The organism is Streptomyces longispororuber (genome assembly GCF_014656095.1).
Lineage (GTDB): Bacteria > Actinomycetota > Actinomycetes > Streptomycetales > Streptomycetaceae > Streptomyces > Streptomyces longispororuber.
Map to the genome: position 1 here is coordinate 1 of NZ_BNBT01000293.1, position 3,604 is coordinate 3,604.

The 3,604-nt window shown below is 76.5% G+C and carries 3 protein-coding genes; all 3 read right to left on the reverse strand.

The annotated features are described in order from the left end of the window. Positions 1-635: 635 nt before the first annotated feature. Positions 636-1,388, reverse strand: a complete 753-nt coding sequence (locus IE330_RS38105; protein ID WP_190140761.1) for a GAF and ANTAR domain-containing protein — start codon at positions 1,386-1,388, stop codon at positions 636-638. Beyond that, complete coding sequence (locus tag IE330_RS38110) at positions 1,375-2,115, reverse strand: ANTAR domain-containing protein (protein WP_190140762.1); 741 nt, start codon at positions 2,113-2,115, stop codon at positions 1,375-1,377. The genes IE330_RS38105 and IE330_RS38110 overlap by 14 nt, the downstream gene beginning before the upstream one ends. A 298-nt stretch (positions 2,116-2,413) precedes the next feature. Continuing rightward, the coding region (locus IE330_RS38115; protein ID WP_308439087.1) for a lanthionine synthetase LanC family protein at positions 2,414-3,604 on the reverse strand (1,191 nt) is incomplete at its 5' end.

Below are 3,604 nucleotides of genomic sequence, written 5' to 3' on the forward strand. Positions count from 1 at the left end.
AGCAGCAGCCAGGCGCCCACCGCCACGGCCGCCACCCAGCCGCGGGCGGCCGACGGCGCGAGGGCCGCCGGCACGGCGCCGCCCACGGCGGCCACCGCCAGCAGGAGCAGCGGCGAGGAGGATGCTGTTCGCCGCGTGCCGGCTATGCCGGGCGGACGCCCATCGGCGGACTGTGTCATTCCGTGGCCCCTCGGTGTCGGCACAGGGGTGCGGCCTTCCGGCCCGCCCTCACATCGGTGCTGTCGCGCGCGACGCCCGTCGCCTGGCGTGTCCCTCGCGACGGCCTGCGCGGGGCCATGCTAGTCACAAGATCGGGTGGTCCTGCCACGCACTCTGAACGGGAGCCTCCGCCTGGCGGATTTCGTCGTGAAACGTCTCTTCACCATCAGGTGCGTGCTATGCGATGTCGGCTGCGCGGCGGGGGCAGCGGGTGCCGGAGGCGGCCTGCGCCGGAGCACCCGGGCCACATCAAACGTTTCTGCGCCCCTCAGGGCGCCTCGTCCTCCTCGAAGTACGCCGTGCCTGTCGACAAACAGACAGGGAAGACGCGTCGCGTCCAGACCAATGAGCGGCGATTTTCGGCCAACTCTCGTCCCGAGGTGTGGTCGGGGGCGGCTCCGGGAGCGCGGACGGGGTCACCGGTCGAAGTCCTCGGGGAGCACGGATCCCGCGAACAGGGCGCGGGCGAGGGCGGTCAGCGGGACGTCGTGGGCGGCGGCGTGGGAGCGGAGCCGCAGGAGGGCCTGCCCCGGGGGGATGCCGAGCCGGACGGAGAGGTAGCCGGTGGCCTGATGGACCTCGGCGCGGCGCAGTGCCAGGCCGGGCGGCGCTCCCGTGCCGTCGGCCGACGGGACCTCCACCGTGTCCAGCAGCAGGGCCAGGAGCGTCCGGGCCAGGCGGGTGAGGTCGCGCCGCTGCGTGTCCGTCAGGGGGCCGGTGCTGGTGCGGTAGCCCGCCAGCACCCCGATGACCGCGACACCGAGCCGCAGGGGGACGGCGACGACGGCGCGGGCGGGGGTCCGCGCGGCCACCGGCAGGAAGGCGGGCCAGCGCGCGGGGTCGGTGGCGGCCAGGTCCGGCTCCATCACCCGGCGCCCGCGGCCGGCGGCTTCGAACGTGGGGCCGTCCCCGAGGGCGAACTGCAGCTCCTCCAGCTCGGGGCCGAGGCCCTCGGGAGGTTGGCTCCACACCAGCTCCGGCAGGCCGTCGCCGGCCGTCACGCTCATGGTGAGGGCGTCGAGGCCGAGCGAGCGCACCGTGTCGGCGGGCACGCCCCGCGGCCCGGGTCCGGTGTGGGCGGCGGGGGACACGCGGGCGGACGAGGGGGCCGGGGTCTCGCCCGGCGAAGGTGTGGCGTCCGGGGCGCCGTGCTGGTCACCGGCCGGCATGCGGAGGCCGCTCGGTGAGTTCCGGCGGGACGGAGCCGTTCACGACGCGGCCGGCGACGTCGCCGAGTCTCTGCTGCCGGGAGCGGGCGTGCGAGTGCAGCCGGCGGAAGGCGTCGTGCACGTTGATCTCCAGGCGCGCCGCGAGCGCGCCCTTGGCTTGTTCGATCACGTCGCGGGTGTTCAGGGCCGTCTCCAGTTGCTCGGTGATCTCGTCCTTGGTGCGCCGCCCCAGCCAGGCCCCGACGGCGTCGGCCAGGACCTGCGCCAGGCGCATCGCCCGCGCGCTCAGGGCCTCGGGGACGGCCGCCATCAAGGTGACGGCGCCGTGGGTGTCCCGTCCGGTGCGCAGCGGCACCACGGCGACACCGCAGATGCCGGCGTCCACCGCGCGGGGGGCGAACCGGGGCCACAGCACGGCGCCGACACCGCCGGGCCCCAGGGCGACCGGTGCCAGTGCGCCGGCGGCGCGGGCGCTGTCGAGGCAGGGGCCCTCGCCGAGTGCGAACTGGTCCTCCTGCAGCCGCCCGCACAGCTCGTCGGAAGCGGTGAGACGGTCCACCCGCCCCGCCCCGTTCAGGACCGCCGTACCCGCGCCGCGCAACCCCAGCAGGGAGACCGTGTACGCGGTGAGGTCGTGCAGGAGGAGGAGCACGTCCTCCTGGTCCCTGCGGGTGGCCAGGTCGAGCACGGCCTCCGCCACCAGCGTCTCGCGCGCGGTGACAGGCATCGGCACACCTCCAGGCCTCGGAGCCGGTCGGGCGCGGCTCGCCCAGGCAGAGCTGCTCCGGGTCCGTCGACGAGCTGCCGACGGGCCCGGGGGCGCAGGCCCGGTGCCGTCCGCACCGCGCGGACACGCTGCGTCGCCGTCCGCCCGAAGGGCGTTCCCGGCACGCCGCGGAACATCCGGTGCCTGCCGCGTCGTCAGCCCCAGTCAACCTCCGCGACCGGCGGCCACGACATCCCCGAAACGCAACGATCGGCGTCGGGCGTACGGAAAACGCGGGACCGGGCGGTGCCCCGGGCGGTCAGTCGAGGAGGAGGGGGTTGGGCAGGGCGGCCTCGGGGTGCATGCGCAGAAGGGTGTGGAGGACTCCGGAGAGGCCGGACATCAGGCTCGGTGAGAAGGCCTCGCGGGCCAGGCCGCCGACGGGGCCGCGCTGTTCGAGGCCGGTGAGCAGCTCGCCGTCGCGGTCGGCGGGATCGCCGTGGTCCAGGGCCGCCAGGAACTCCCACAGGCCCAGGTCGCCGTGGCACAGGGTGTGGCTCCAGCCGAAGCCCTCGGCGGAGCAGGCGCGGGCGGCGCGGCGGGCCATGTCGAGGTGGGCCGGGTCGCCCGCGCGCCGGTACAGGTCGAGCATGCCGAGGCCGATGCCCGCGCTGCCGTGGCACCAGCTCGTGAAGAAGTCCTCCTCGGCGCCGGCGCGCGCGTCGAGCCAGTTGCCGTGGTCGGCCTCGTAGAGCGACTCCTGGTAGGCGAACGCGCGTGCGGCGAGGCGGGACCAGCCGTCGCGTTCGGCCGGGGTGCCGGCGCCGCTCAGGGCGAGCCGCAGCAGCGCCCAGCCGATGCCGGTGGCGCCGTGCGCGAAGCCGCCGATGCCCTCGGGGTTGAGCCGGGTCGGCCAGCGGGCGCCGTCCGCGTCGACGACGGCCAGGCCGGTCAGGCGGCGGCCGAGGTGCGCGGCGGCGTCCCGCCAGCGGTCCTGCCCGGTCGCCGCGGCCAGGCCCAGCAGTGGCACCACTCCCCCGGCCACCCCGTTGAGGAGGTCCACCTCGGCGTCGTCGTCCACCAGCGGGCCCGGTGCGAGCAGCGCGGCGCGCGCGGCGGCCCGTTCCAGGAACCGGTCGTCGCCGCGCACCCGGTGCAGCGCCAGCCACGTCCACACCTGCGACGCGGCGCCGCTGAAGGCGCCCGGTGACGGCGTGGGCGTCCGGTCCTCGGTGGCGACCAGGACCCGCAGCGCCCCCGCGAGCGTCTCGGCGACGCCGGGCACCTCGTCGGCGCGTCCGGCGCGCGCCTCCCTGTCGTACGCGGCGAGCGCCAGCACCACGCCGCCCTGCCCGGTATACAGGTCGGCGGGCAGCACCCTGATGGACCACCCCGCGGGCGTGAAGACGGGGCTGATCCAGGTGGCCGTGGCGTCGCCGCCGCGCACCGCCCCGGCGCACAGCAGCCGCGTCGTCCGAGCGGCCAGGGCGCGGCGGCGGCGCTCGCGGCC